This is a genomic window from Streptomyces sp. NPDC003042 (genome assembly GCF_053591315.1).
The window spans coordinates 1-22,501 of sequence record NZ_JBSFTP010000016.1; the positions used below are offsets into that span (position 1 = coordinate 1).

A 22,501-nucleotide genomic window follows, 5' to 3' on the forward strand; every position below is an offset into this window, starting at 1 on the left:
TCCCGGGGGGGGTGAGGCGCGGGTCCGGGCAGAGCCCGGCTGGGGGTCCCCCCGGACGGAGTCTGGGGGATGGTGGAAGGGCGGGGCGGGGAGAGGCCCCGCGCAGCGGCCCCGGCCCGGCCCGGCCCGGCCCGGCCCGGCCCGGCACGGCGCGAGCCGCCGGCTGGCAGCGGCAGCCCCTAACGCCCGGCCAGGGCTACGGCGCGCACGGCACGATCAGCGGGGACCCCGTCACCCGAGTCCGGGATGACAGCGTGCGCGGGACCCGCAGCGTACGGACGACTTCCGCGTCGGGGCCGCTCGCGCCGCGCAGCCGGCCACCGTCCACGCCATCCGACGGGTCGTTGGAGAGCGCCTTGAAGCGGCACCAAGGACAGCGGCTGACATATCACTAAATGTCACTGTCTGTTGATGCGAGGTTAAGTCCACGGTCCTGCCCACCGGTCGGACCTCGGCACAATGACGGTATGAGCTCCCAGAACCCCACCGAGCCCACTCCCGCTCCGGTACTGACCGTCGGCTTCGACCTCGACATGACCCTCATCGACTCCCGGCCGGGTATCAGAGCCACCTACCAGGCCCTTTCCGCCGAGACGGGTACGTTCATCGACGCCGACGAGGCGGTCACCCGCCTCGGTCCGCCGCTGGAGGAGGAGCTGGCCTACTGGTTCCCGGAGTCGCAGATCCCGGCGATGAGAGACCGCTACCGGGAGATGTACGTCACGTACGCCATCGAGCCGACCCCGGCGATGCCCGGCGCCCACGAGGCCGTCAAGGCCGTCCAGGCCCTGGGCGGCCGCGCGATCGTGGTCACCGCCAAGAACGAGCCCAACGCCCGCCACCACCTGGAGCACCTCGGCATCGAACCCGACGCCGTCATCGGCTGGCTGTGGGCCGAGGCCAAGGCCGACGCCCTGCGCGAGTACGGGGCGCAGGTCTACGTCGGCGACCACGTGGGAGACGTACGCGGTGCCCGCACGGCCGGCGCCATATCCGTGGCGGTGCCGACCGGCCCGTGCGGGGAGCCGGAACTGCGCGCGGCGGGCGCGGACGTGGTGCTGGCGGACCTCACCGCGCTGCCCGAGTGGCTCGCGGAGTACGCCCGCACGCGCGAGCTCTGAGCCCGCCCGTCAGGCGGCCTGGGACGCCCGGGCCGCCTTGCGCTGCGCGGCGGCGGAGCGCAACACGCCCGCCGCGGAGACGGCGAAGCCGACGCCCATGAGCATGCACACCGCCCACGCGTACGAGGGGAACGGGTCGGTGCCCAGGAACAGGGGTGCCATCGTCGCGAGGGTGGCCAGGGCGCCGACGATGAACACGATGCCGCCGGCCTTGACGAGCCCGTCGCCGGGCCGCGCCTCGTCGGGCTGAGGAGTAACAGTCACCCCACCAGGGTAGTCCCCGGCGCATGGAAGCCGCCTAGCACAAGGGCCGAGGCTGTGCGTGCCTGCCGGCAAAATCCAGACGGTTGCTTAACTGGCGAGCTAGCGTCCCGATCGTGGAACCGAACCTGCGCTACCTTGCCGCACTCCGACTGTCGTCGGACTCCGACGCCTCCACTGCCATCGAGGGCCAGCTGCGCGGCATCGAGCACCACCTTGCAGCACCCCATGTATCCGGCATCTTGGCCGGTATCGCAGAGGATACGGACGTGTCCGGTGGCCTCTCCCCGTTCAAGCGACCCGAACTGGGCACGTGGCTGAAGCGGCCGGAACAATTCGATGTGATCATCGCCTACAGGCTTGACCGGCTCACCCGCCGCTCTCTCCACTTCAACGAGCTATTGAAGTGGTGCCAGGACAACGGTAAGTACATCGTCTGCGTCGAAGAGGGGTTCGATCTCTCGACCGGTCCTGGCAAGATGATGGCGCAGATTGCGGCCGTATTTGCGGAAGCCGAATGGGATGCCATTCAAGCCCGCATCATGAACGGCGTCAAGACTCGTCTTGAAAACCGGTCGTGGATTGTGGGGGCCCCGCCCACCGGCTACCGCATCAAGTCGGTCGAGGGTGAGCGTCGCAAGGTCCTGGAGATCGACCCCAAATTTGAGTGGGTCGTCAAGGAAATCTTTGCCCGTGTGTTGGAAGGGCAGTCCACGCATAGAATCGCCAAGGACTTCAATATTCGGGGTGTTCGCACCTGGGTGACCATTTGCGTGCGACCAAAGGTGAGGGGCTCAAGGGTACGCAATGGCAAGCAGTCGTCATCAACAAGTTCATTCGATCCCACTGGGTGCCCGGAATCTACACCTATAAAGGTGAAATTGTCTTGGATGATTGCGGGGAGCCTGTCATCCTTCCGGAAATCCCCTTGGCGACCATTGATGAATGGTATCGACTGGTTGCAAAGATTCAGCCCAAGGCTAAGAATTCCGGTACACGAGTGGCCAGGAGTCTTCTCGCCGGTGTCGCCAAGTGTGGTGAATGTGGTTCGGCGTTGGCCAGGGTGAAGACGTCGGGTGCGCTCCGTAAGGACGGCACAAGGGTCGATGGGAAGTTCTTCTACCGCTGTACCAGCCGCTTCAGGGGTGGCAAGTGCGTCAAGGGTGGCTACATTGAAGCCTTGAAATTGGATGGCTACGTGAACGATGCCGTCGTGGGCGTCGTCGGCCAATGGGAGATGTTTGAACGGACCGCCGGGGGTCCGAGCATGGCTAAAGAGCTGGAGGTGGCCAAGGTCAGGCTTGGCAGGCTGGAGAGTGATTTCCTCGCCGGGAAATATGACGGGAAAGGCCAGGAGAGTTCCTACTGGCGCATGCACAAATCTCTGTCCGGCAAGATTTCTGGGCTGGAAAATCTGGAGTCTGAGCGCAGGCATCCGACGCTTACTGCGACCGGCCGATTGTACGGCGATGTCTGGGCAGCCAAGGACGAGGCAGATCGGCGAGAATTCCTACGAGAGCATGGGGTGACGGTCTGGGTATGGCGCGATGCCGTGCCTGGTAAGGCCCCCGGCGGTCGGGATAACGTCATGGTGGACATGGGTGACATCGGCCGTCTCGCCAGCGAGCTGAAAATGATCCCAGAAAGTGATGTCGAGTGGGCGCAGTGGAGTGCCAACGTCCCCCGTCATTGGGTGGACGCGTCGGTCCTTGACAGCCCTGAAGGTCGCGCCATGGTGGAGCGCTCCTATGGCACGGTCGAGATTCCCCAGGTGCTCAAGGAGCGGCGTAAAGAGCGTGCCCGCGGCATTCCCAAGCAAGGAAGGTCCCGCCCCGACGGTAGGGGTTGACGGGCTCAGCTGGATCAGGGTGCAAGGGTCGGCTTTGGGCAACGGAGTTCAGCCGGCGCGGGTGACCTCCGCGTGGTCGGTCACCACGCGGCGGAACAGTCGATGCCCGGTGCGGCCTGTGTGCCGGAGCGCCCAGTCCTGGGCTTCCTCCTGCTCGTCCTGAGGGCCGGAGTCCAGCTCACACCCTGCGGCCCGGCAGAACACCTCCCAGGTGATGCCGCCCTCGGGAACGTGGCGGATGGTGTGCTCGGCATACCGGAAGCCAGTTCTGGTCACGGGTGGTCCACCGCCTGGTGCTCGCGAATCAGCACGTTGGCGTCCGTCACTCCGCTGTAGTCCTGGACGGACCCGGCGTTCTTCCGGCGCACCACAAGAGAGAGGCACCGCCGGCAGCCGGGGACAGGCTTGGGTGTCTCGACGGGGACGGGGTCACGCTGTTCGGCCTCTCGCCGCAGGTTGATTACCGCCATGTCCTGTCCCTTCCTGGTGTGCCATTGAGCGCACTCCAAGTCTCGGCGTGCAGGAAGGCGCGGCCCAGTGTGATCCGTAGTGTGAAGGCACCTCACAGGGAAGGGATGTGGGTGTCCAGCGGCACCTGGAGTGGCAAGGTGAGCGCATGGACATCGGGGAGCTGGTCAGGGATCTCCGCAAGGCTCGCGGATGGTCGCAGGGGCGGCTGGCGACGGTGATCAATGACGTGTACGGCACGACTTTGTCGCGCGAGTACGTGAGTGGCTGGGAGTGTGGAAAGCACGTGCCCGGCCCGTTCTACCTGGCCGCGCTGTCCGCTGTCCTGGACGTATCCCTGGCTGTCATGGAGGACGGGTTGCAGCGGCGTACTTTTCTGACGGATGTCGCAGGGGCCGCCATAGCTCCGGTAATCGCCTCCGACCTGCTGTCGGCCGGGTTCGCTGCCCGGCTGTCCGGCGGGCCGTCCGCGGATGGCTGGGAGGACAAGCTCGCCACCTATGGCACCGACTACATGTCGATGGGGGCCGCCGATATCCAGCGCCGGGTGGCCGGTGAATTGGTCGTGGTCCAACAGCAATTGGACCAGCCGCAGCTCTGGTCCGTCGCGTCGCGGCTGATGACGCTCTACGCCAAGACGTTTCCAGGTTCGGACGGCTCCAAGGCCGTCCACTGGTACCGCATGGCGGCAGCGGCAGCCGATGAGTCGGGCGACGACGCGGCGCGCGTCTGGGTGCGGGGCCGTGCCGCTATCGCCCTCGGCTACGAGGGGGCCTCTCCGGGTGTTGCCGATATGCTGGCCGACCAGGCCCTCGCGATCACTGAGAAGCCGTCCTTGGGGCTGCTGAACGCCGTCATGGGCAAGGCGCACGCCGCCGCTCTGAGGGGCGATCGCAAGACTGCCACGGAGCTCGCCGACAAAGGCCGCCGCATCTTCGACGTCGCCGGATCGTACGAGCGCACCTCCGATTACGCGGTGCCCTGGTGGCGTATGAACGTCTTCCTCTCCCTGTTGCTGGCACGTCTCGGAGACGAACGCGGGGCCACCCGGGCGCAGGAGTTCGCGCGCGCCGAGCTCCCGCCGGAGCTGCCCCGGTTCGCCACTCACCTGGAGCTGCACCGAGGGCTGATGCTGGCCCGGTCCGGGGACCGGGCCGGGGGTGTTGCCTACGCGCAAGCCGCCATGGAGGCGCTGCCGCCGGACAAGCACTCTCTGACCCTGCGGATGCTCATGGACGAGATCCGGGCATAGCGAGTTCGGCCATGCTTGACGGGGGGTAGGTGAGGGGAGACTCTTCACAGCGAGAGACGGCAGTCACGGCCCCTGGGACATGGATACCCTGACCTGCTGAGACATGTTGGTTCGGTTCCGGGTATGTGAGACGGGGTGCGTGCTTTGCCTACCGGCAAGGTCAAGTGGTTCAACAGCGAGAAGGGCTTCGGCTTCCTCTCCCGTGACGACGGCGGCGACGTCTTCGTCCACTCGTCGGTGCTCCCCGCCGGGGTCGACGCCCTCAAGCCCGGCCAGCGCGTGGAGTTCGGTGTGGTCGCCGGGCAGCGTGGTGATCAGGCCCTTTCGGTGACCGTGCTGGAGCCGGCGCCTTCGGTCGCGGCAGCGCAGCGGCGCAAGCCGGACGAGTTGGCCTCGATCGTGCAGGATCTGACGACCCTGCTGGAGAACATCACCCCGATGTTGGAGCGCGGCCGCTACCCCGACAAGGTGCACGGCACGAAGATCGCAGGTCTGCTGCGCGCGGTGGCCGACCAGCTCGACGTCTGACGCCTTCGCGTACCGCCGGTGCCCCGCCGCTCCTTCGAGCGGCGGGGCACCGGCGTGTGTGCGGGTTCGCGGGAGCTACGGGAAGGCGAGCGCGTCCGGGGAGATGGCGGGAACCAGACCCTCCGCGGCGGCCCTGGTCAGCAGGCCGCGGACGGCCGCGTACCCGTCGTCGCCGAGGTCGGCGGTGAACTCGTTGACGTAGAGCCCGATGTGCTGGTCGGCGACCGCCGGATCCAGCTCCTGCGCGTGGGCGCGTACGTACGGCCGTGAGGCCTCCGGGTCGTCCCAGGCCATCCGGACCGACGTACGGGCGGCCTCGGCGAGCGCGCGCAGCCGCTCCGCGCCCAGCGAGCGCTTGGCGATGATCGCGCCGAGCGGGATCGGCAGGCCGGTGGTGGACTCCCAGTGCTCGCCCATGTCGGCCAGGCAGTGCAGCCCGTAGTCCCGATAGGTGAACCGGGCCTCGTGGATGACCAGTCCGGCGTCCACCCGCCCGTCGCGCACGGCCGGCATGATCTCGTGGAACGGCAGCACGACCACCTTGCCGACGCCCTGCGGCAGCACGTCGGCCGCCCAAAGCCGGAACAGCAGGTAGGCGGTGGAGCGTTCGCTCGGCACGGCGATGGTCTTGCCCGCCAGGTCGAGCCCCGGCTCGCGCGTCAGGACCAAGGGCCCGCAGCCGCGCCCCAGCGCCCCGCCGCAGGGCAGCAGCGCGTACTCCTCCAACACCCAGGGCAGGACGGCGTACGAGACCTTCAGCACGTCCAGCTCACCGCGCTCTGCCATGCCGTTGGTGACGTCGATGTCCGCGAAGGTGACGTCGATGGGCGGCGCGCCCGGCACCCGGCCGTGGGCCCAGGCGTCGAAGACGAAAGTGTCGTTGGGGCAGGGCGAGTAGGCGATGCTCAGCGGTCGCGCGGTCTCAGCGGTGCTCATGGCGTTCTCCCCAGTTCGCGAGTACGGGTCCCAGGGCGCGGAAGCCGCCGGAGAGGGCGTCCAGCGCGTCCCCGATCCGCCAGGCGGAGCGCTCACGCGGCCCGACGGCATTGGACACGGCGCGGATCTCCAGCACCGGCAGCCCGTGCGCGGCGGCCGCCTCCGCCACCCCGAAGCCCTCCATGGCCTCGGCCCCGGCGAGCGGGTGGCGGGCGGCGAGTTCGGCGGCGCGGGCGGCGCTGCCGGTGACGGTCGAAACGGTGAGCACGGGCGCGAGGAGGGCGCCCGTGGCCTCGGCGACGCGGGCGGCGAGCTCGGCGGGCGGCAGGTGCACGCTGCGGCCGAAGCCGAGCGCCTCCACCGGGACGAAGCCGTCGGGGCCCTCGGCACCGAGGTCGGCGGCGACGAGCGCGTCCGCGACCACCAGCGAGCCGACCGGGGCGGCGGGCGCGAACCCGCCGCCGATGCCGGCCGAGACGACGAGGGAGTAGTCGGCCAGCGCGAGCGCGGTGGCCGTGGCCGCCGCGGCGGCGGCCGGGCCGACACCGCCGACGAGCACGTCGACGGCGAGGCCGGGAAGATCCCGGCGGTGGATGAGGTAACCACCGGGCAGGGTGCGCGGCTCCGGCGTGACCGGGTCCGGATGAGGGGTGAGACCGGAAGCCGCGGATTCGGCCTCGGCGGCCACCGCGGTCACGACGAGCGCGCGCACGACGGACTACTTGAGCTTGATCTTGAAGGTCCAGACCGACAGCGGCGTTCCGTCCTTGGCGACCTGGACGAAGCTGAGCATCTTCGAGGAGGGTGCCTCGCCCTGGCCGCCGGTCGCGAAGACGTCGGCGCCGTGGAAGCTGCGGTAGGTGTTCTCGGAGGGCTCGGTGATCGGCTGCCCGTCGAGGACCGCCTGCCACTTCTTGCCGTCCTCGACGACGTCGGGCTCGACGCCGAGGCGCAGCGTGTCGCCGCGCCCGTACGTGATCGTCTTGGCGTCCTTGACGTCGGTGAGGCACTCCTGGACCTTCTCCATGGAGAGGTCCTGGCCGTCGCCCTTGCGGCAGGCGGCCTCCGTGGACACCGACGAGCTGCCGACGGTCACCGTCGCGAGCGGCGTCGGCTTCGTCAGCTCGGCGCAGGCGGACAGGAGGAGGAGGCCGGCGGACACGGCTCCGAGGGCCGCGACGCTGCGGCGGGCCCTACCCGGGAAAAGCGGTGCGGTCATGAGCCGAAGGCTATCGGGCCGCCGGGGTTCGTCGCCGCACGGGGGTGCCGTGGCGCTGCCGCTTGGTGGGTCGGGTGGGTGTGGCGCCGTTGCGGGGGCGCTGCCCCCGGGCCCCCGCGCCTCAATCCCCCCCAGACTCCGTCCGGGGATACCCCCTGGCGGGGCTGAAAGATCCTGGGGCTCCGCCCCAGACCCCGCGCCTCAAACGCCGGCGGGGCTGGAGGGTGCGGCGGGGGTGACGGCGCGGCGGGGCTGGAGGGGGCGGCGGGGGTGGCGGCGCGGCGGGGCTGGAGGGGGCGGCGGGGTGTGGAGGGGGCGGCGGGGGCGAGGGGTCACGCCACGCGGGGGCGGGGGGAGCGGGGGTGGGGGCGGGGGGTGGCGAGGAGGCCGCGGAGGGCCATCGCCGTGCCCGAGGCGACCACGGTCGCCGCGACGGCCATGCCCAGTACCCCGTTCAGCGGAAGCGCGATGCCGATCGCGCCGCCCAGCACCCACGCCACCTGGAGCAGCGTCTCCGAACGGGCGAAGGCCGACGTACGGACGGCCTCCGGCACGTCCCGCTGGATCATCGCGTCCAGCGACAGCTTCGCCAGCGCCTGGCAGAAGCCCGCCGTCGCGCCGAGGACGGCCATGAAGGCCCCGCTGAAGAAGACCGCCGCCATGACCGCCACCGCCAGGGTCAGGCACAGCACGGCCGCGATGATCGCCTCCGGGGCCCTGGCCCGCAGCCACGCCCCCACCGCCGTACCGCACGCGTTGCCGACGCCCGCCGACACGCCCACGATGCCCAGCGAAACCGCCGCGCTCTGTCCCCCCAGCGGGTGCTCCCGCAGCAGGAAGGCCAGGAAGAAGATCAGGAACCCGGAGAGCCCCCGCATGGCGGCATTGGCCAGCAGCCCGCACAGCACCGAGCGGGTGACCGTACGCAGGCCCGGCCGCCGCGAGTGCGCCTCGTGGGTGGACAGCCGGGCCCGGCGCTCGCCCTTCGCCTCGTCCACCTTGTGCGGCAGCTGGAACGCCGCGAAGGTGCCCCAGACGAAGATCGCGCAGGCCCCGTACAGCGGCCACTCGGGCCCGATCGCGTGCAGGCCGGCCCCCACCGGCGCCGCCGCGCCCGTGGCCAGGAGGCCCGCCAGGGTGACTCTGGAGTTCGCCTTGACGAGTGAGAACGTCGGCGGCAGGAGGCGCGGGACCACGGCGCTGCGTACGACGCCGTACGCCTTGGACGCCACCAGTACGCCCAGCGCCGCCGGATAAAGCTCCAGCCCGCCCGTCGCCACCGCGCCCGACATCATCAGCGCCAGCAGCGCCCGCGCCAGCATCGCGCCCGCCATCGCCGCCCGCCTGCCGTGCGGCAACCGGTCCAGCAGGGGGCCGATCACGGGGGCCAGCAGGGTGAAGGGGGCCATCGTGATGGCCAGGTACAGGGCGACCCGTCCGCGTGCCTCGTCCGTGGGAACGGAGAAGAACACCGTGGAAGCCAGCGCGACCGTGATCATCACGTCGCCGGCGCCGTTGATGGCGTGGAGTTCGATCAATCGGCCCAGGCCCGATTCACCGGCTCCCTGGGCGTGCGTGGCCCGCCGGATCCCGCGCGCCGTACCGGTGATCGGAAGGTGCAGCACACGTCCGACGGCCCGGCCGGCCCGCCTGGCCGGTCCCGAGCCGTCGCCGGACGACCGTACGGGTGCCACGGGGCCATAGTGCCCCACTCGGCCCTCGCGGACCCCTCCCGGCGCGTCCGGCCTACCGGCGTTGTCCGCGAATCGGACCTCGCATGTGGGCCGGAGGCTTCGGAGGAGGTAGCGTGCGTAGCGCGCCACCGGCGGTTGTTCTTGGCCGCGCGCCTCTTCGCCATCCCGCAGAATGGATTGCATGAGGTGCGCCCGAGGCCGATCGGGGCGCGGACGTCGACGCGGCCCCCTGGTCCGCTCCGCCCGCGCTACGTACGGACGAAACCGACGGGTCGTTGTGGACGACAGTACGGACGGCGCACTCGTGAGACGGCGTAGGAGAGAACGAGACCTGTGAGTGCTGCGACGACGCGAAGCCGTACCCCGCGTACCCCCGACCGCCTGTGCGTCGAGGCGGTAGAACTCGCCCGTGCGGCGGCCGAGGAGGCCGCCTTCCCCGGCGTGGTGGGAGAGCACGTCTCCGCCGTCGCGGAGGGCGACCGGGTCGTCACGCACTTCTTCGAGTGCAAGGAACCGGGCTACCGCGGCTGGCGCTGGGCCGTGACCGTCGCCCGCGCCTCCCGCGCGAAGAACGTCACCCTCGACGAAACGGTGCTGCTGCCCGGCGACGACGCCCTCCTCGCACCCGAGTGGGTGCCGTGGAGCGAGCGGCTGCGGCCCGGCGACATGGGCCCCGGCGACCTGCTGCCCACCGACGCCGAGGACCTGCGCCTGGAGCCCGGCTGGTCGGGTGAGGACGCCCCGCCGCCGAACTCGGTCGTGTCCGCCGAGATGGCCGAACTGGTCGAGGCGGAGGACGCCGACGTCACCGACCGCGCGGTCGTCCCCGTACGCGGCTCCATCACCTCCGTCGCCGAGGAACTCGGCATGCGGCGCGCCCGCGTCCTGTCCCGCTACGGGCTGCACAGCGCGGCCGACCGCTGGGACGAGTCCTTCGGCGCCAAGACCCCGATGGCGCAGGCGGCGCCCGCGTCCTGCGTCTCCTGCGGCTTCCTCGTCGCGATCGGCGGCTCGCTCGGCCAGGCCTTCGGCGTCTGCGCGAACGAGTTCAGCCCGGCCGACGGACACCTCGTGTCCCTCTCGTACGGCTGCGGCGGCCATTCGGAGGCCGCGGTCATGCCGACGCCGCCGCGGCCCGCGCCGCCGGTCCTGGACTCGATGGCCACCGACGAGTTCCCGCTGCGCCCGGTCCCCGACACGGGTTCGGTCCCCGTCACGGACGTCGAAGCGCCGGACCTCGGCCACTCCTGACCGATCTGGGCAGCGCGTCTGCCCGGCCGGAACGGCAGGGCCCTCCGGGGCAGTTGGAGGGCGCGGCGCGGACGACGGGCCCGGCCCGGCCTTACCCCTTCGGCCGGCGACGCAGGAGCCGCTTCCCCGCGAGGACCAGGATCGTGCCCGCCGCGAGGACCAGGGCCCCCTTGGTGAAACTGCCGTCCTGCGCGGCGGAGTCCCCGGTCGTGGGCGGGGAGCCCGGCTTGGCGGGGCCCGGCGCCGCCGGGGCGGACGGGGACGCGGTGGCCGGGGTCACCGGGACCGACACGACCCGGCTGTTCGCGCCCTCGGAGCCGAACATCAGCGCCGAGCCGTCCGCCGTGTACGTCACCGACTCCGCCTGTCCCTGCCACGGAGCGCCGACCCTCTCCCCCTCACCCTCCGGGCGCCCGTCCTTCCACGGGAAACTGCGGGCCGTGAAGTAGCCGCGCAGGGTCAGCCGGCCGCCGTCCGGCGAGAACGCCCCGTCCGTCACCCACGGCACGTCCGCGATCCGCCGGAAGACGTTCGGCCCGCTCGGCGACAGCTTCTGCGGGCCCTCGTACAGGCCGCCCTTCTCCTCGTGCTTGCTCGCGATGTACACCCGGCCCGTCACCGGATGGACCATCAGGGCCTCGGCGTTGCGCGGCCCGTCGGCGTACGTCACCGTGAACTGCTCGGCCCTGACGGTGACATCGCCGAGCTGCGCGGGCTCGGGGAAGCGGTAGATCCACACGTGGTCCCAGGTGCCGTCGCGGTTGTCCCCGATGTCGGCGAGGTACAGCTGCCCGTCCGGTCCCAGGGAGATCGCCTCCACGTCGCGCGGCCGCCCGATCCCGGTGAGCGTCACCCGGGCGACCGTCCTGCCGGTCGCGGAGTCCACCGCGTACACGTACGGGCCGTCGTCGCTGTCGTTGTGGGTCCAGTAGACGCCGGGGTGGAGGCGGCCGGCCGCCAGCCCGCTCGACTCCTTGATCCGCGGATCGGTGATCGTGAACCCCGCCGCACCGGGGCTCTCGGCGGCCGTGGCCGGAGCGGGCAGCACGGCCAGCACGAGGGCGGCGGACACGGCGGACAGGGCGGAGAGCGTGGGGACGGCGGTCGACGGCAGCAGGCGCATGCGACCAGCCTGCCAGCCGGGGCCGCGTGTCCGGCATCACAGGGCCGCCGGGGACGGCCCGTCACGTCATCCGGGATGATGTCCGGATGCGTTTCATGTTCGTCGGCGACTCCATGACCATCGGACGCGCCGGCGACTACACCTGGCGCTACCGGATGTGGCAGCACCTGAGCGCCACCATGGGCGGCCCGTACCAGATCGTCGGTCCGCGCAGCGAGGTCTACGACACCTTCGCCGACGCCCCCACCAGCCACGCGTACGCCGACCCGGGCTTCCCCGCGCACGCCCGCCGCCACCTGGCCGGCTGGGGCGAGGGCTGGCAGCACATGGCCCCCCTCATCGGCCCGGCCGTCCGCGCGGGCCAGGCCGACGTCCTGCTCGTCTCCCTCGGCCTCATCGACCTCGGCTTCTACACCCGCGCCGACGAAACCGCCGCCAACGCCCGCCGCTTCATCGCCGAGGCCCGCGCCGCGCGCCCCGGCGTCCGGATGGTGCTGCTGCCGGTCATCCCGAACGTCCGGGCCCAGGACGATCCGCCCTTCGCGGCCGAGGTCGCGCTCTTCAACGAGCTGCTCGCGAAGGCGGTCGCCGACCTGTCGACCGCCGCCTCGCCGCTGCTGCTGGCCGCGCGCCCGGACTCGTACGAACTCCACCACGACACCTACGACGGCACCCACCCCAACGCCTCCGGCGAGCACCGCCTGGCGGGCGAGTTCGCGGCGGTCCTGCACCAGGCCTGGGGCATCGGCGGCCCCTACCGGCCCGCGCGGGATCCGTAACGCGTATCGGCCGCCGCCCCGGACGAAGCGGCGACGGCCGTACGCGTACCTGCCGGCTGCCGGTTCACCGGTTACCGGCTATTGTCACCGGTCACCCGGCACTGTCACCGGTCACCGGTTACTGTCACCGGTCACCCGGCACCGTCACCGGTCACCCTCACCCGGCGCCGGTCACCCGTCACCAGGCGAAGGCCTCCGGGGACGGCCCCGGGCCGGGGAAGATCTCGTCCAGGCCGGCGAGCACCTCCTGCGACAGCTCCAGCTCCACGGCGCGCAGCGCGCTCTCCAACTGCTCGGCCGTACGCGGGCCGACGATCGGGCCCGTCACGCCGGGGCGGGTCAGCAGCCAGGCCAGGGCCGCCTCGCCGGGCTCCAGGCCGTGCTTGTCGAGCAGGTCCTCGTACGCCTGCAACTGCGCCCGTACGGCGGTGTCGGCCAGCGCGTCCGCGGACCGGCCGGAGGCGCGGCGCCCGCCCTCGACCTCCTTCTTGATCACACCGCCCAGCAGCCCGCCGTGCAGCGGGGACCACGGGATCACGCCGAGGCCGTACTCCTGAGCGGCCGGGATGACCTCCATCTCGGCGCGCCGCTCGGAGAGGTTGTACAGGCACTGCTCGCTGACCAGGCCGACCATGCCGCGGCGGGCGGCCGTCTCGTTGGCCTGGGCGATCTTGTAGCCGGGGAAGTTCGACGACCCGGCGTAGAGGATCTTGCCCTGCTGGATGAGTACGTCGACGGCCTGCCAGATCTCCTCGAAGGGGGTCCGGCGGTCGATGTGGTGGAACTGGTAGACATCGATGTAATCGGTCCGGAGCCGCTTGAGGCTGGCCTCGACGGCCCGGCGGATGTTCAGCGCCGACAGCCGGTCGTGGTTGGGCCAGGGGTCGCCTTCGGCGCCCATGTTCCCGTACACCTTCGTGGCCAGCACGGTCTTGTCCCGCCGGCCGCCGTCCTGGGCGAACCAGGTGCCGATGATCTCCTCGGTGCGGCCCTTGTTCTCGCCCCACCCGTAGACGTTGGCGGTGTCGACGAAGTTCAGACCCGCGTCGAGCGCGGCGTCCAGGATGCCGTGACTGGTGGATTCGTCTGTCTGCGGACCGAAGTTCATCGTGCCGAGTACGAGTCGACTGACCTTGAGTCCGCTGCGTCCGAGCTGCGTGTACTTCATGGGGCACAAGCCAACTGCTTCGAGTTCACTCCAGGCAAGAGCCTCCCGCGAACCCGCGCGCGCTACTGCCCGACGGCGGCCGCCACGGCGACGACGACGAACATCAGCACGAGCACACCGGCCATGACACGGTTTCTGGTCTTCGGATCCACGCGTCGAGACTAACGCGGCCGCACCCGGTCCTTCGTACGGGGCCCCTGGCAGACTGCGGTCATGGTGACCGTGGAAGACGTACGGCGGCTCGCGCTCGCGCTGCCGCGCACGGAGGAACACCTCATCCGCGACCGGGTGAAGTTCCGGATCGGCAGGATCGTCTACCTCGCCCTCTCCCGCGACGAGAGCGAGTTGGGCTTCGCCTTCCCCAAGGAGGAACGGCCCGCGCTGGTCGCCGCCGAGCCCGGGAAGTTCTCCCTGCCCGGCGCCGGTGACATGCGCTACAACTGGGTCCACGCCCGGATGGACGCCCTCGACGGCGCGGAGCTGGCCGAGCTGGTCACCGACGCCTGGCGGATGTGCGTACCGGCGCGCGTGGCCCGCGAGCACCTGGAGGGCGACCTGCCGCCCGCGCCGAAGCCCGCCGCGCTGCGCGCCGCCGCCGAGGTGTTCGGCGCCTTCCCGGGCGTGGACCGCAGCTGGCTGGCCCTGGTGGCGGACACCGCCCCCGGGATCGACCTCTCCGGGGCCGCGCACCGCACCGCCCTGCACCGCTGGCTCAACTCCTGGGGCTGCCGGATCCGCTACCCGCGCGAGGGCGAGCCGGACCCGCTCGGCGCCGGGCTCGGCGCCTGGTGGGTGCGGCACCGCCCGCTGCCCGAGGCCCCCCTCGCGGCGCTGACCGACACCGACATCGCCCGGCTCGCGACCGGGTACGGCGACCTGGCCGCGCTGCCGCTGGGCCGGCGCACCCTCGGCCCGACCGCCGCCGCGAAGGCGCTGTTCGCGCTGAGGCCGCGCACGGTCATGCCGTGGGACGCGGCCATCGCCGCCCGGCTGCACGGTGGGCGCGACGCCGCCGCCTTCCGGCGCCACCTGCGGTTGGGCCGGGCCTGGGCGCGGGCCGCGCTCGCGGAGAGCGGGCTGACCGAGGAGGCGCTGACCGCCTCCCTGGGCCGGCCCGGACTGCCGCTGGCGAAGGTGCTCGACGAATACCTCTACGTCACCCTCAGCCACCGGGACGCCGACACCCCGGTAGCCGGGTCCAGGTGATCCGGGCCGGGCGCGGCCGGACGGCCCGCGTTGAAGGAGATCCCCTCGTGCGCGGCGCGTGGGAAGCGGCACCGTAGACCTTGCCGTCGACCACGGTGGCGCCGTTGGCGTCGGACACCGTCGGACGCCGTCCACCGGGTCGGTTTCCTCCACGAGGTCGCCGGGGTGGAGGGCCGCCGCTGGGTCCGGATTCCGCGCCCTGAGGCGATCGGCTGCGGCTACGGCTACGGCTACGGCTGTGCGGCGAGCGGCCAGGCCTCGACGACCTCGTAGCGGGGCTGTTCGCCGGGTACCCCGCTCGTGGGGAGGTTGCTGCGGACGAGGCTGAGGGTGTCGACCTGCCAGGGCGAGCCCTCGAAGCCGCCGAGGGCGTCGAGGACGGGCCGCAGGTCGACGGCGGTGCCGGGGCGGCTGCGGGCCAGCGTCAGGTGCGGGGTGTACCGGTGGTGCTGGTTCATCGGGATCCCGGCCCGGTGGGCGGCGGCCTCCGCGCGCTCGGCGAGCAGGCGCATGGAGTCGATGCCGCCGGCGGCTCCGGCCCACAGGGCGCGGTCGCCGAAGTGGCCGGCGCCGTGGATGCGCAGCGGGAAGGGTGCGGTCCGGGTCGCGGCCCGGCCGAGCCGCGCGTACAGGTCGGGGAGCACGTCGTCGCGTACCTCGCCCATGAAGGCGAGGGTGAAGTGCCATCCCGGCTCGCCGGTCCAGCGCAGCCCCTCGGCCCGCGGCGCCGCCGCGACGGCGGCGCGCAGCTCGGCGATGGCCTCGGCGGACGGCAGCACGGCGGCGAACAGCCTCATGCCCCCGACGATACCGAGCCCGTGCCCGAACCGGGAGCCGGTGGCCCCCGACCCGGACCGGCCCCGGACCCCGGTTCCGCTCCGCGCGGCTGCGCCGCCGGGAGCGGGAGGGGCCACAGGCCCGTCCCCGCGTGACCCCCGGCCAGGGGCTACGCGGCGGTGGTCAGTTCGCGGGCGCGGGGGGACGGGACGAAGGCGACTCCGCGGCGGTCGACCCGCAGGCGGAGGTTGCCGACCCGGGACAGGACCACCGCGATGGCGAGCGCGGCGGCCAGGGAGATCGCGCCGCCGGCGGCCATGCCGACGCGGGCGCCGTAGGTATCGGTGATCCAGCCGAGCAGCGGGGCCCCGACCGGGGTGCCGCCGGTGAACACCATCATGAACAGCGCCATGACCCGGCCCCGCATCTCGGGGTCCACGGCCATCTGCACGCTGGAGTTGGCCACGACGTTGACGGTCAGGCCGAGCACCCCGATCGGCACCAGCAGCGCCGCGAAGAGCCAGAAGCCCGGCGCGAACGCCGTGACGACGAGCAGCCCGCCGAACAGCACGGCGGCCGCCACCAGCAGCCGCAGCCGCGCGTGGCCCCGGCGGGCGGCCAGCAGGGCGCCGGCCAGCGAGCCCGCCGCGATCAGGGTGTTGAACAGCCCGTACGTGCCCGCGTCGCCGTGGAAGACGTCGCTGACGAAGGCCGACAGCCAGATCGGGAAGTTGAACCCGAAGGTGCCGACGAAGCCGACCAGCGCGATCGGCCAGACCAGCTCGGGCCGGCCCGCGACGTAGCGCAGTCCCTCCCGCAGCTGTCCCTTGGCGCGCGGCTGCGGCGCGACCCGGTGCAGCTCGTGCGTACGCATCAGCAGCAGGCTCGCGATCGGCGCGGCGAAGGACAGCCCGTTCAGCAGGAAGGCCCAGCCGGAGCCGACGGCGGTGATCAGCACACCGGCGAGCGCCGGGCCGACCAGCCGCGCGGACTGGAAGTTGGCGGAGTTCAGGCTGACCGCGTTGGCGAGCTGCGCGGGTCCGACCATTTCGGAGACGAACGTCTGGCGGGCCGGGTTGTCCACGACCGTGACCAGGCCGAGCAGGAAGGCGGCGAGGTAGACGTGCCAGACCTCGACGTGTCCGGCGAGGGTCAGGACGGCGAGTGCGACGCCGGTCAGGCCCATCGCGCTCTGCGTGGTGAGCAGCAGCGGCCGCTTGGGCAGCCGGTCGGCGAGTACGCCTCCGTAGAGGCCGAACATCAGCATCGGCAGGAACTGCAGGGCGATGGTGATGCCCACGGCGGACGCGGAGCCGGTCAGTGAGAGGACCAGCCAGTCCTGCGCGATGCGCTGCATCCAGGTGCCGGTGTTCGAGACGACCTGGCCGGTCGCGAAGAGCCGGTAGTTGCGGATCCTCAGCGAGCCGAACATGGAGTTGTTGTGGGTGGATGGATGGCCGGGTGCGGAGTCTGCTCCGGTTCCCGTACTCAAAAGCGTTCGCCTCCAGGCGTCGTTCTTACAGGTGTGCGAGCTTCTCCAGGACCGGTGCGGCCTCGCGGAGCTTGGCCCATTCGTCCTCGGTGAGCTCGGCCGCGAGCCCGGCCAGGAAGGCGTTGCGCTTGCGGCGGCTCTCTTCGAGCATCGCCTCGGCCTCCTCCGTCTGGCGGACCACCTTCTGGCGGCGGTCGTCCGGGTGCGGCTCCAGCGTGACCAGCCCCTTGGCCTCCAGCAGCGCGACGATGCGTGTCATCGACGGCGGCTGGACGTGCTCGCGCCGGGCCAGCTCACCGGGGGTGGCGTGGCCGCAGCGCGCGAGGGTGCCGAGGACCGACATCTCGGTCGGGCTCAGCGATTCGTCGACGCGCTGGTGCTTCAGGCGCCGGCCCAGCCGCATGACGGCGGAGCGGAGGTCGTTCACGGCGGCTGCGTCGTCGCCATGGGAGAAGTCAGGCATGTCTTTAGAGTAACTCATTACTCTCGCTAAGGAAAACCGGTGAACGGCGCCGCCCGTACGCCGCCCGCACGCCACCGGTACGCCGCCCGCGCGGCACCCCTGCGTCACTCGTACGGGTGAGTCGGCTGCGGAAAGTGACACGCATCGCCACCCTGTGGCCCGACCCTGTCGGCATGGGGACACATGTGCTGAGCATGCGCATAGACGGAGAGCTGCTGGAGCGGCTCCGGCACCATGCCGCGAAACGCGGAATGAGCGTCCAGGACTATGTCGTCCGGACGCTCATTCGCGATGACTTCGACGAGCGGTTCAAGACCGCGGTCGACGAGACGGAGAAGTTCTACGGCCTCACGTGAGCCCCAGCGCGGGCATCGCGTAGTAGAAGACGAAGACGGCCGAGACGACGTACATCGCGGCCGGGACCTCGCGGCCCCTGCCCGTCGCCAGGCGCAGCGCGCAGAAGCTGACGAAGCCGATGCCGATGCCGTTGGTGATCGAGTAGGTGAACGGCATCGTCACCATGGCCAGGAAGGCCGGGACGGCGATGGTGAAGTCGCTCCAGTCGATGTCCTTGACCGACCCGGCCAGGATCAGGAAGCCGACCGCCACGAGGGCGGGGGTGGCCGCCTGGGAGGGCACCATCGTGGCCAGTGGGGTCAGGAAGAGGGCCACGGTGAAGAGGCCGCCCGTCACGACGTTGGCCAGGCCCGTACGGGCGCCTTCGCCGACGCCGGCGGTGGACTCCACGAAGCAGGTGGTCGCCGAGGACGAGGTCGCGCCGCCCGAGGCGACGGCCAGGCCGTCGACCAGCAGGACCCGGTTGATGCCGGGGAAGTCGCCGCTCTTGTCGATCAGCTTCGCCTCGTCGCCGACACCGAGGATGGTGCCCATCGCGTCGAAGAAGCAGGACAGCAGCACGGTGAAGACGAAGAGGGCGCCCGTCAGCATCCCGACCTTCTCGAAGCCGCCGAAGAGGCTCACCTCGCCGACGAGGCCGAAATCGGGCGCGGACAGCGGGTTGCCCGGCCACTCGGGGACGGTCAGGCCCCAGGCTCCGGCGGGCAGCTGGGCGATCAGCTGGACGGCGACGGCGATCACGGTCGTGACCACGATGGAGATGAGGATCGCGCCCGGCGTCTTGCGGATCAGCAGCGCGAGCGTCAGCAGGACGCCGACCACGAAGATCAGGATCGGCCAGCCGTGCAGGTGGCCGTTGCTGCCGAGCTGGAGCGGAACGGTGGTGTGCGCGGCGTCCGGGATGCGGGAGACGAAGCCGGAGTCGACCAGGCCGATCAGCATGATGAACAGGCCGATGCCGATCGCGATGCCCTTGCGCAGGCCCAGCGGGACGGCGTTCATGACCCGCTCGCGCAGGCCGGTCGCGACCAGCAGCATCACCACGAAGCCGGCCAGCACCACCATGCCCATGGCGTCGGCCCAGCTCATCCGCGGGGCGAGCTGGAGGGCGACGACGGTGTTGACGCCGAGGCCGGCCGCGAGCGCGATCGGGACGTTGCCGATGACGCCCATGAGGAGGGTGGAGAAGGCGGCCGTCAGGACGGTGGCGGTGACGAGCTGGCCGCCGTCGAGCTGGTGCCCGTACATGTCCTTGGCGCTGCCCAGGATGATCGGGTTCAGCACGATGATGTACGCCATCGCGAAGAAGGTCGCCAGACCGCCTCGCACTTCGCGGGCCACGGTCGAGCCGCGCTCCGAGATCTTGAAGTAGCGGTCCAGGCCGTTGGTGGGGGCCGCGGCGGGGGGTGCCGAGGTGAGCATGCGGTCCTCAAACTGGTCTATTTGGCGATTCATACGAACGAATCCGGTCGCAGGCAAACCGTTTCAGTATGAACAGATGAACGAGAGTCAGTCCATCTCCGCGCGTAGACCCGACCGCGCGTTCACCTCGTGGGGCGCCACCTAGACTTGCCGCATGGCGAAGTGGACTGCGAAGCACGAGGCGCCCGAGCCCCTGGAGGGCCCGGTCGTCTCCACCATCACCGGCGGCACGATCCTCTGGTTCGCCATGTTCGTCGTCCAGCTGCCGTTCTACGGGTGGTTCGCCGACCGTGACCTGCTGTGGTGGCTGTGGACCTGCGCGGCCGGCGGTGGACTCGGCCTGATCGGCATCTGGTACGTCCGCGGACGTGAGGCCGCGCTCCAGCGCCACGCCGCCGAGCGCGCGGCCGCGGCTGAGACCGCGGCCGAGGCTGAGACCGCGGCCGAGGCTGAGACTGAGACTGAGACCGAGGCCGCTACTGAGGCCGCGGCGCACGAGGCTCCTCGGGGGGACCGCGACGCGTAGGGGGACCCGAGGAGGATTCCGCTCATCCTGAAGTCGGATCTTCGCACCGCTCGGCGGGTGAACCGTTCGAAGGCCCTCTACCGTCGAATGCATGACGCAGCGGGCGAGGATCGATCACGACGGGCCGGAGCGGACCGGCGCCGCCATCGACGCGGGGGCCGAGCTGGACCCCGTACACCCCGTCGAACCGCCGGCGCCCCCCTTCAGACCGGGCGGCCTGAGCACCGCCGAGGTCGCCGAACGCGTCGCCCGCGGAGACGTCAATGACGTTCCCGTCCGCTCCTCCCGCTCCACCACCGAGATCGTCCGCGCGAACGTCTTCACCCGCTTCAACGCCATCATCGGCGTCCTGTGGGTGGTCATGCTCTTCGTCGCCCCGATCCAGGACAGCCTCTTCGGCTTCGTGATCATCGCCAACACCGGCATCGGCATCATCCAGGAACTGCGTGCCAAGAAGACCCTGGACGGACTCGCCGTCATCGGCGAGGCCAAACCCAGCGTCCGCCGCGACGGCACCACCGCCGGGATCTCCACCTCCGAGATCGTCCTCGACGACGTCATCGAACTCGGTCCCGGCGACAAGGTCGTCGTCGACGGAGTCGTCGGCGAGGCCGACGGCCTGGAGATCGACGAGTCCCTGCTCACCGGCGAGGCCGACCCCGTCCTCAAGACATCCGGCGACCAGGTCATGTCCGGCTCCTTCGTGGTCGCCGGCGGCGGCGCCTTCACCGCCACCAAGGTCGGCCGCGAGGCCTACGCCGCCCAGCTCGCCGAGGAAGCCTCCCGCTTCACGCTCGTCCACTCCGAGCTGCGCTCCGGCATCTCCACCATCCTCAAGTACGTCACCTGGATGATGGTTCCCACCTCCCTAGGCCTCATCGTCAGCCAGCTGATCGTCAAGGACTCCAACCTCAAGGACTCCATCGCCCGGACCGTCGGCGGCATCGTCCCGATGATCCCCGAGGGGCTCGTCCTCCTCACCTCCGTCGCCTTCGCCATCGGCGTCATCCGGCTCGGCCGCAAGCAGTGCCTGGTCCAGGAACTGCCCGCCATCGAGGGCCTCGCCCGTGTCGACGTGGTCTGCCTCGACAAGACCGGCACCCTCACCGAGGGCGGCATGGACGTCACCGAGCTGCGCCCCCTCGGCGGCGCGGAAGCCGCGTACGTCAAGAAGGTGCTCGGCGCGCTCGGCGAATCCGACCCCCGCCCCAACGCCAGCCTCCAGGCCATCATCGACGCCTACCCCGACAGCAACGAGTGGCGCTGCACCGAGTCCCTCCCCTTCTCCTCCGCCCGCAAGTACAGCGGCGCCAGCTTCAGCGAGGGCGACGGCGAGAACAACACCTGGCTGCTGGGCGCCCCCGACGTCCTCCTCCCGGCCGGGGACCCGGCGCTGGAGGAGATCGACGACCTCAACGCGCAGGGCCTGCGCGTCCTCCTGCTCGCCCGCTCGGCCCGCGAGCTCGATCACCCCGCCGTGGCCGGCGGGGCCAGGCCCACCGCCCTGGTCGTGCTCGAACAGCGGCTGCGCCCCGACGCCGCCGACACCCTGCGCTACTTCGAGGACCAGGCCGTCAAGGCCAAGGTCATCTCCGGGGACAACGCCGTCTCCGTGGGCGCCGTGGCCGGCAAGCTCGGCCTGCCGGGCGCGCAGCACACGGTCGACGCCCGCGAGCTGCCCGCCGGCCGGGCCGAGATGGCCGAGGTCCTCGACGGCAACGCCGTCTTCGGCCGCGTCACCCCGCAGCAGAAGCGCGACATGGTCGGCGCCCTCCAGTCCCGGGGCCACACGGTCGCCATGACCGGCGACGGGGTCAACGACGTGCTCGCCCTCAAGGACGCCGACATCGGCGTCGCGATGGGCTCCGGCTCCGAGGCGACGCGGGCCGTCGCCCAGATCGTCCTGCTCAACAACAGCTTCTCGACCCTGCCCTCGGTGGTCGCGGAGGGCCGCCGGGTCATCGGCAACATCACCCGGGTCGCCACCCTCTTCCTGACGAAGACGGTCTACTCGGTGCTGCTGGCCATCCTGGTGGTCTGCTCCCAGGTCGAGTACCCCTTCCTGCCGCGCCACCTCACGCTGCTGTCCACGCTGACCATCGGCATCCCGGCCTTCTTCCTGGCCCTGGCCCCGAACAAGGAGCGCGCGAAGCCGCACTTCGTGAAACGCGTGATGCGCTACGCCATCCCGGGCGGGGTGATCGCGGCGACGGCCACCTTCGTGACGTACGTGGTCGCACGCCACCACTACACCGGCGCGGAGGCCCTGAAGTCCGAGACCAGCGCGGCGACGCTGGCCCTGTTCCTCACCTCGATGTGGGTCCTGGCGATCATCGCCCGCCCGTACACGTGGTGGCGGGTCGGCCTGGTCGGCGCGATGGGCGGCGCCTTCCTGATCGTCCTGGTCGTGCCGTGGCTCCAGGAGTTCTTCCAGCTCAAGCTGGAGGGCGTGACGATGCCGTGGATCGCGGTCGCGATCGCGGCGACGGCGGCGACCTTGATCGAGTTCACGTTCAGGTGGGTGGACCGAAGGTTTCCGGCGTAGCGGGCTGGGCTGTCACTTTCACCCTTCAGAGTGATGGGCTTGATGCTCGCGACGTAGTCATACT

24 protein-coding genes are annotated in these 22,501 nt (G+C 71.1%); 11 read left to right on the top strand and 13 right to left on the bottom strand.

Annotated elements, in window-relative coordinates; genetic code table 11:
• Positions 1–467 precede the first annotated feature (467 nt).
• Positions 468–1,121 (top strand): HAD family hydrolase, encoded by a 654-nt coding sequence (locus tag ACWDYJ_RS11635; RefSeq protein WP_451565320.1) that lies wholly within the window; start codon positions 468–470, stop codon positions 1,119–1,121.
• A gap of 9 nt (positions 1,122–1,130) precedes the next feature.
• Here ACWDYJ_RS11635 and ACWDYJ_RS11640 read toward each other — a convergent pair whose 3' ends face one another.
• Complete coding sequence (locus ACWDYJ_RS11640; RefSeq protein WP_451565321.1) at positions 1,131–1,385, bottom strand: hypothetical protein; 255 nt, start codon at positions 1,383–1,385, stop codon at positions 1,131–1,133.
• Between the two features lie 113 nt (positions 1,386–1,498).
• Here ACWDYJ_RS11640 and ACWDYJ_RS11645 point away from each other — a divergent pair, with 113 nt between their 5' ends.
• Both ACWDYJ_RS11645 and ACWDYJ_RS11650 read left to right on the top strand, forming a co-directional pair.
• On the top strand, positions 1,499–2,449 hold the full coding sequence (locus ACWDYJ_RS11645; protein WP_451565322.1) for a recombinase family protein: 951 nt from the start codon (positions 1,499–1,501) through the stop codon (positions 2,447–2,449).
• Positions 2,446–3,231, top strand: coding sequence for a hypothetical protein (locus ACWDYJ_RS11650; RefSeq protein ID WP_451565414.1), 786 nt, complete (start codon positions 2,446–2,448; stop codon positions 3,229–3,231). Before ACWDYJ_RS11645 ends, ACWDYJ_RS11650 begins: the two co-directional genes overlap by 4 nt.
• A 48-nt stretch (positions 3,232–3,279) precedes the next feature.
• Here the strand turns inward: ACWDYJ_RS11650 and ACWDYJ_RS11655 are convergent, their stop codons facing one another.
• Together ACWDYJ_RS11655 and ACWDYJ_RS11660 are read right to left on the bottom strand one after the other, a co-directional pair.
• Complete coding sequence (locus ACWDYJ_RS11655; protein ID WP_451565323.1) at positions 3,280–3,507, bottom strand: DUF7848 domain-containing protein; 228 nt, start codon at positions 3,505–3,507, stop codon at positions 3,280–3,282.
• Entirely contained in the window at positions 3,504–3,701 is a 198-nt protein-coding gene (locus ACWDYJ_RS11660; RefSeq protein WP_451565324.1) for a hypothetical protein, read from the bottom strand. Before ACWDYJ_RS11660 ends, ACWDYJ_RS11655 begins: the two co-directional genes overlap by 4 nt.
• A gap of 146 nt (positions 3,702–3,847) precedes the next feature.
• Here ACWDYJ_RS11660 and ACWDYJ_RS11665 point away from each other — a divergent pair, with 146 nt between their 5' ends.
• Positions 3,848–4,951 (top strand): helix-turn-helix domain-containing protein, encoded by a 1,104-nt coding sequence (locus tag ACWDYJ_RS11665; RefSeq protein WP_451565325.1) that lies wholly within the window; start codon positions 3,848–3,850, stop codon positions 4,949–4,951.
• Positions 4,952–5,095: 144 nt separating this feature from the next.
• Positions 5,096–5,479, top strand: coding sequence for a cold-shock protein (locus tag ACWDYJ_RS11670; protein WP_451565326.1), 384 nt, complete (start codon positions 5,096–5,098; stop codon positions 5,477–5,479).
• Between the two features lie 75 nt (positions 5,480–5,554).
• Here the strand turns inward: ACWDYJ_RS11670 and ACWDYJ_RS11675 are convergent, their stop codons facing one another.
• The 4 genes from ACWDYJ_RS11675 to ACWDYJ_RS11690 form a co-directional block, all read right to left on the bottom strand.
• Positions 5,555–6,415 (bottom strand): 1,4-dihydroxy-6-naphthoate synthase, encoded by an 861-nt coding sequence (locus tag ACWDYJ_RS11675; protein ID WP_451565327.1) that lies wholly within the window; start codon positions 6,413–6,415, stop codon positions 5,555–5,557.
• The gene (locus ACWDYJ_RS11680; RefSeq protein WP_451565328.1) at positions 6,402–7,127 is read right to left on the bottom strand and encodes a futalosine hydrolase; all 726 of its coding nucleotides are present in this window, start codon (positions 7,125–7,127) and stop codon (positions 6,402–6,404) included. Before ACWDYJ_RS11680 ends, ACWDYJ_RS11675 begins: the two co-directional genes overlap by 14 nt.
• 6 nt (positions 7,128–7,133) lie before the next feature.
• On the bottom strand, positions 7,134–7,634 hold the full coding sequence (locus ACWDYJ_RS11685) for a DUF2771 domain-containing protein (RefSeq protein WP_451565329.1): 501 nt from the start codon (positions 7,632–7,634) through the stop codon (positions 7,134–7,136).
• Between the two features lie 332 nt (positions 7,635–7,966).
• Positions 7,967–9,346: an MFS transporter gene (locus ACWDYJ_RS11690; RefSeq protein WP_451565330.1), complete on the bottom strand. Its 1,380-nt coding sequence runs from the start codon at positions 9,344–9,346 to the stop codon at positions 7,967–7,969.
• A 315-nt stretch (positions 9,347–9,661) separates the two neighbouring features.
• On the opposite strand from ACWDYJ_RS11690, the gene ACWDYJ_RS11695 reads away from it, so the two are divergent.
• On the top strand, positions 9,662–10,579 hold the full coding sequence (locus ACWDYJ_RS11695; protein WP_451565331.1) for a DUF3027 domain-containing protein: 918 nt from the start codon (positions 9,662–9,664) through the stop codon (positions 10,577–10,579).
• Positions 10,580–10,670: 91 nt separating this feature from the next.
• On the opposite strand, the gene ACWDYJ_RS11700 is transcribed toward ACWDYJ_RS11695, so the two are convergent.
• A complete protein-coding gene (locus tag ACWDYJ_RS11700; protein WP_451565332.1) occupies positions 10,671–11,702 on the bottom strand; it encodes a WD40 repeat domain-containing protein in 1,032 nt (343 codons plus the stop codon).
• A gap of 86 nt (positions 11,703–11,788) precedes the next feature.
• Between ACWDYJ_RS11700 and ACWDYJ_RS11705 the strand changes: the two genes are divergently transcribed.
• Positions 11,789–12,481 (top strand): GDSL-type esterase/lipase family protein, encoded by a 693-nt coding sequence (locus ACWDYJ_RS11705; protein WP_451565333.1) that lies wholly within the window; start codon positions 11,789–11,791, stop codon positions 12,479–12,481.
• Positions 12,482–12,659: 178 nt separating this feature from the next.
• Here the strand turns inward: ACWDYJ_RS11705 and ACWDYJ_RS11710 are convergent, their stop codons facing one another.
• Entirely contained in the window at positions 12,660–13,649 is a 990-nt protein-coding gene (locus ACWDYJ_RS11710) for an aldo/keto reductase (RefSeq protein ID WP_451565334.1), read from the bottom strand.
• Between the two features lie 213 nt (positions 13,650–13,862).
• On the opposite strand from ACWDYJ_RS11710, the gene ACWDYJ_RS11715 reads away from it, so the two are divergent.
• Complete coding sequence (locus ACWDYJ_RS11715; RefSeq protein WP_451565335.1) at positions 13,863–14,855, top strand: MmcQ/YjbR family DNA-binding protein; 993 nt, start codon at positions 13,863–13,865, stop codon at positions 14,853–14,855.
• 230 nt (positions 14,856–15,085) lie between these two features.
• Here ACWDYJ_RS11715 and thpR read toward each other — a convergent pair whose 3' ends face one another.
• The 3 genes from thpR to ACWDYJ_RS11730 all read right to left on the bottom strand — a co-directional run bounded on the left by thpR (position 15,086) and on the right by ACWDYJ_RS11730 (position 17,587).
• Entirely contained in the window at positions 15,086–15,652 is a 567-nt protein-coding gene (gene thpR, locus ACWDYJ_RS11720) for an RNA 2',3'-cyclic phosphodiesterase (protein WP_451565336.1), read from the bottom strand.
• A gap of 149 nt (positions 15,653–15,801) precedes the next feature.
• Positions 15,802–17,124: an MFS transporter gene (locus tag ACWDYJ_RS11725; RefSeq protein WP_451565337.1), complete on the bottom strand. Its 1,323-nt coding sequence runs from the start codon at positions 17,122–17,124 to the stop codon at positions 15,802–15,804.
• Positions 17,125–17,149: 25 nt separating this feature from the next.
• Entirely contained in the window at positions 17,150–17,587 is a 438-nt protein-coding gene (locus tag ACWDYJ_RS11730; protein WP_451565338.1) for a MarR family winged helix-turn-helix transcriptional regulator, read from the bottom strand.
• A 173-nt stretch (positions 17,588–17,760) separates the two neighbouring features.
• Here ACWDYJ_RS11730 and ACWDYJ_RS11735 point away from each other — a divergent pair, with 173 nt between their 5' ends.
• Positions 17,761–17,943 (top strand): ribbon-helix-helix protein, CopG family, encoded by a 183-nt coding sequence (locus ACWDYJ_RS11735; RefSeq protein ID WP_266574969.1) that lies wholly within the window; start codon positions 17,761–17,763, stop codon positions 17,941–17,943.
• Here the strand turns inward: ACWDYJ_RS11735 and ACWDYJ_RS11740 are convergent.
• Positions 17,936–19,366, bottom strand: coding sequence for an NCS2 family permease (locus tag ACWDYJ_RS11740; protein WP_451565339.1), 1,431 nt, complete (start codon positions 19,364–19,366; stop codon positions 17,936–17,938). The genes ACWDYJ_RS11735 and ACWDYJ_RS11740 overlap by 8 nt on opposite strands.
• A gap of 154 nt (positions 19,367–19,520) precedes the next feature.
• Between ACWDYJ_RS11740 and ACWDYJ_RS11745 the strand changes: the two genes are divergently transcribed.
• A complete protein-coding gene (locus tag ACWDYJ_RS11745; protein WP_451565340.1) occupies positions 19,521–19,892 on the top strand; it encodes a DUF2530 domain-containing protein in 372 nt (123 codons plus the stop codon).
• 91 nt (positions 19,893–19,983) lie between these two features.
• The gene (locus ACWDYJ_RS11750) at positions 19,984–22,437 is read left to right on the top strand and encodes an HAD-IC family P-type ATPase (protein WP_451565341.1); all 2,454 of its coding nucleotides are present in this window, start codon (positions 19,984–19,986) and stop codon (positions 22,435–22,437) included.
• Positions 22,438–22,501: the final 64 nt, after the last annotated feature.

Coding starts and splice junctions, on each gene's coding strand:
- ACWDYJ_RS11635 (WP_451565320.1), top strand. CDS start 468: ATGAGCTCCCAGAACCCCACCGAGCCCACTCCCGCTCCGGTACTGACC.
- ACWDYJ_RS11660 (WP_451565324.1), bottom strand. CDS start 3,701: ATGGCGGTAATCAACCTGCGGCGAGAGGCCGAACAGCGTGACCCCGTC.
- ACWDYJ_RS11665 (WP_451565325.1), top strand. CDS start 3,848: ATGGACATCGGGGAGCTGGTCAGGGATCTCCGCAAGGCTCGCGGATGG.
- ACWDYJ_RS11675 (WP_451565327.1), bottom strand. CDS start 6,415: ATGAGCACCGCTGAGACCGCGCGACCGCTGAGCATCGCCTACTCGCCC.
- ACWDYJ_RS11685 (WP_451565329.1), bottom strand. CDS start 7,634: ATGACCGCACCGCTTTTCCCGGGTAGGGCCCGCCGCAGCGTCGCGGCC.
- ACWDYJ_RS11700 (WP_451565332.1), bottom strand. CDS start 11,702: ATGCGCCTGCTGCCGTCGACCGCCGTCCCCACGCTCTCCGCCCTGTCC.
- ACWDYJ_RS11705 (WP_451565333.1), top strand. CDS start 11,789: ATGCGTTTCATGTTCGTCGGCGACTCCATGACCATCGGACGCGCCGGC.
- ACWDYJ_RS11710 (WP_451565334.1), bottom strand. CDS start 13,649: ATGAAGTACACGCAGCTCGGACGCAGCGGACTCAAGGTCAGTCGACTC.
- ACWDYJ_RS11715 (WP_451565335.1), top strand. CDS start 13,863: ATGGTGACCGTGGAAGACGTACGGCGGCTCGCGCTCGCGCTGCCGCGC.
- thpR (WP_451565336.1), bottom strand. CDS start 15,652: ATGAGGCTGTTCGCCGCCGTGCTGCCGTCCGCCGAGGCCATCGCCGAG.
- ACWDYJ_RS11730 (WP_451565338.1), bottom strand. CDS start 17,587: ATGCCTGACTTCTCCCATGGCGACGACGCAGCCGCCGTGAACGACCTC.
- ACWDYJ_RS11735 (WP_266574969.1), top strand. CDS start 17,761: ATGGGGACACATGTGCTGAGCATGCGCATAGACGGAGAGCTGCTGGAG.
- ACWDYJ_RS11740 (WP_451565339.1), bottom strand. CDS start 19,366: ATGCTCACCTCGGCACCCCCCGCCGCGGCCCCCACCAACGGCCTGGAC.
- ACWDYJ_RS11745 (WP_451565340.1), top strand. CDS start 19,521: ATGGCGAAGTGGACTGCGAAGCACGAGGCGCCCGAGCCCCTGGAGGGC.
- ACWDYJ_RS11750 (WP_451565341.1), top strand. CDS start 19,984: ATGACGCAGCGGGCGAGGATCGATCACGACGGGCCGGAGCGGACCGGC.